Annotated in this window: 3 protein-coding genes; 2 read left to right on the forward strand and 1 reads right to left on the reverse strand. The window is 73.0% G+C overall.

Features of this window, described 5'->3' with window-relative positions; all coding sequences use genetic code 11:
- Together HW577_RS23505 and HW577_RS23510 are read left to right on the forward strand one after the other, a co-directional pair.
- The coding region (locus HW577_RS23505) for a hypothetical protein (protein ID WP_332837798.1) at positions 1–850 on the forward strand (850 nt) is incomplete at its 5' end.
- 19 nt (positions 851–869) lie between these two features.
- Complete coding sequence (locus HW577_RS23510) at positions 870–1,676, forward strand: 3'-5' exonuclease (protein ID WP_198378531.1); 807 nt, start codon at positions 870–872, stop codon at positions 1,674–1,676.
- Positions 1,677–1,829: 153 nt separating this feature from the next.
- Here HW577_RS23510 and HW577_RS23515 read toward each other — a convergent pair.
- The coding region (locus HW577_RS23515) for a S1C family serine protease (RefSeq protein WP_198378532.1) at positions 1,830–2,574 on the reverse strand (745 nt) is incomplete at its 5' end.

Here is a 2,574-nt window from a genome sequence, read left to right on the forward strand (position 1 = left end):
GCGCGCCCTCCAGGGCCTGGCCATCGGGCTCGTCGCCGGCGGCGCCACCGCCTGGGCAGCGGAACTCGCCGGCGGGCCGGAAGCGGGACGCCGCGCTGCGCGCGTCATGGCCTTCGGCACCGCCGGGTCCTACGGCGCCGGCGGCCTCGCGACACTGATCGCCTTCTGGCTGCTGGGGGAAGCCGAGCCCCCGGTCACCTTCTGGCTGCACATGGCGGCCGTGGCATTGCTGATCCCCGTCGTCGCGCGCCTGCCCGACCGCCGCGCGACGGAGCGCGTCGCCTGGCTGCGCGTGCCGGCCTTCCCGCGCGGCACCGTAGCCTCCTCCTTCGGCATGTTCGCGGCCTGGGGTGTCACGGGCGTCACCATCACCTCGGTGCCGAGCGCGCTAGCCGCCGCGGGGTATCCGCGGCTCGGGCCGCTCGCGGTCTGCTTCATGATCATCGCCGGCACCGCGGTGCAGCAGGCGATCGGGCGCTGGCCGGCGCGGCGGCTTTCACTCACCGGCCTTCCCGTGCTGGCGGCCGGCGCGGGGCTCGTGATTGTCGGCACGCTCCATGCGTCGCTCCCGCTGCTGCTGGCGGGCGGCGGGCTGGTCGGCAGCGCGGCGTACGGCTTCCTCTATGTCGGCGCCCTGGCGGCGGCATCGGAAGCAGCATCGGGCGCGGACCGGGCGCGCGCGGCGGCGGGCGTCTTCCTCATCGCCCATGCCGGCTTCTGCGTGCCGCCGCTGCTGACGGGCCTTGCCGTCGATGCCTTCGGCGCGCCGCTGGCGCTCGGCGGCTTCTGGGGAGGGCTCGCGGGGCTGTGTGTGCTGCTGGCGCTGCTGCTGTTGCGCCGGCGAGGCTGATCCGCGCAGCATCGGCGCCATGGAACGCGTCGTGGTCTTCGACATCGAGACGGTGCCGGACCTCGCTGCCGGCCGTACCCTGCTGGGCGAGGCCGCGGAGGGGCTGGACGAGGCCGCGCTGCGCACGCGCCTCGGCACCCGCTATGCGCGGGAAGGGCAGGATCCGGGGACGGCCTTCCTGAAGCCGCCGCTGCACGCCATCGCCTGCGTCGCCCTGCTGGTCGCGGAGCGCGTCGAAGCCGGCGATGCGTGGAAGCCCGTGCGGTTCGCCTCCCGCCACATCGGCGCGACGGCGGAACGCGAAATCCTGGCGCTGTTCGAGAAGACGCTCGCGCAGCGCCCGGCGCCGATGCTCGTGGGCTTCAACACCTCCGGCTTCGACATCCCGGTACTGCGCTATCGCGCCATCGCGCTCGGCGTTCCGATGCCGGCGCTGAACGGCGGCAACGGGCGGGACTATGGCTATCGCTTCGGCAAGGACCACCTGGACCTCGCGGACCGTCTTTCAGGCTTCCGCGCCTCGCCCATGCCATCGCTGGCCGAGGCTTCGGCGCTGATCGGCTTGACCGCGAAGGCGGGCATGGACGGCACCGAGGTGGAGCCCGCGATGCGGGAGGGCCGGGGGGAGGAGGTCGCGGCCTATTGCGAGACGGATGTCGCCGCCACCTGGCTGCTGTCCCTGCGCTACTGGCAGGCGACCGGAGCGCTCGGCCCCGATGCGGCGCACGCGAGTTTCCGCGCCTTCGCCGCCTTCCTCGAGGAGCACCACGCCGAGCCGCACCTGGCTGACCACGCCGAATGCGCGGAGCGCTTGGCGGCAGGTTGAACGCGCGAAAAGTGTGAGGCCGGGCGCCGCGGCACGGCGCTCAAGGCTGAAGACATCGAATCAATGCTTAGCCTGGATCCGGGAGCGCACGGCGCTCAAGCCAAGCCGCCGCATGGCGGCGCCGTCGCCTGAGGTCAGAATAGACTCCCTCCCTCACCGCTCGCAGCGGATGAACACCGTCGAGGGATGCACCTGCTCGCCCACCTCGGCCGCGCTGCGCTCGCCGCCCGGGCTTTCGCGCATCACCGGCTGCACGCCGTTGCGGCGGAGAAAATCGACCGCCTCGGTGCCCTTCACCGCGAAGTTCACGTTCTGCGGAATGTCGCCCGTCCGCGCCGCGATGCGCTGCGCATTGAGCTTGGAGACGACGACGCCGACGACATTTCCCTGGCGGTCGAGCAACGGGCCGCCGGAATTTCCCTGCTGCACCGGCGCGCTGATCTGGAACTGCGTCTGGTTGTCGCCCAGGCCCGCGAGCGCGCTCACCTCCCCCGTCGTCAGGGTGGGGCCGGAGGAGAGGAGGCCGGCGAGCGGAAACCCGTAGGTGACGACGCTTTCCCCGCGCCGCACGGCATTGGACCGGAAGGCGAGCACCGGCCCCGGATTGCCCGGCACGCGGAGGAGCGCCAGGTCGCGCCGCGCATCCGCGACGGGCGCCTGCGGCACGCTCAGCGTGCGATTGTCCGAGGTACGGACGAATAGGCGCGCGCAGCCCTCGATCACGTGCTGATTCGTCATCACAAGGTCGGTACCGACCACGAAGCCCGTGCCGGAAGAAGCGCGCGCCTGCGCGTTCGGGCGGGCGCCGGGCGGCGTTCCGGGCGCTGGGGCAGCGCCCGGGGCACCAGGGGCCAGCGGCGGCGGCTTTGCGCCGGGCAGGCCCGCTCCAGCGACGGAG

It is taken from the genome of Neoroseomonas rubea (genome assembly GCF_016106015.1).
Taxonomy (GTDB): domain Bacteria; phylum Pseudomonadota; class Alphaproteobacteria; order Acetobacterales; family Acetobacteraceae; genus Neoroseomonas; species Neoroseomonas rubea.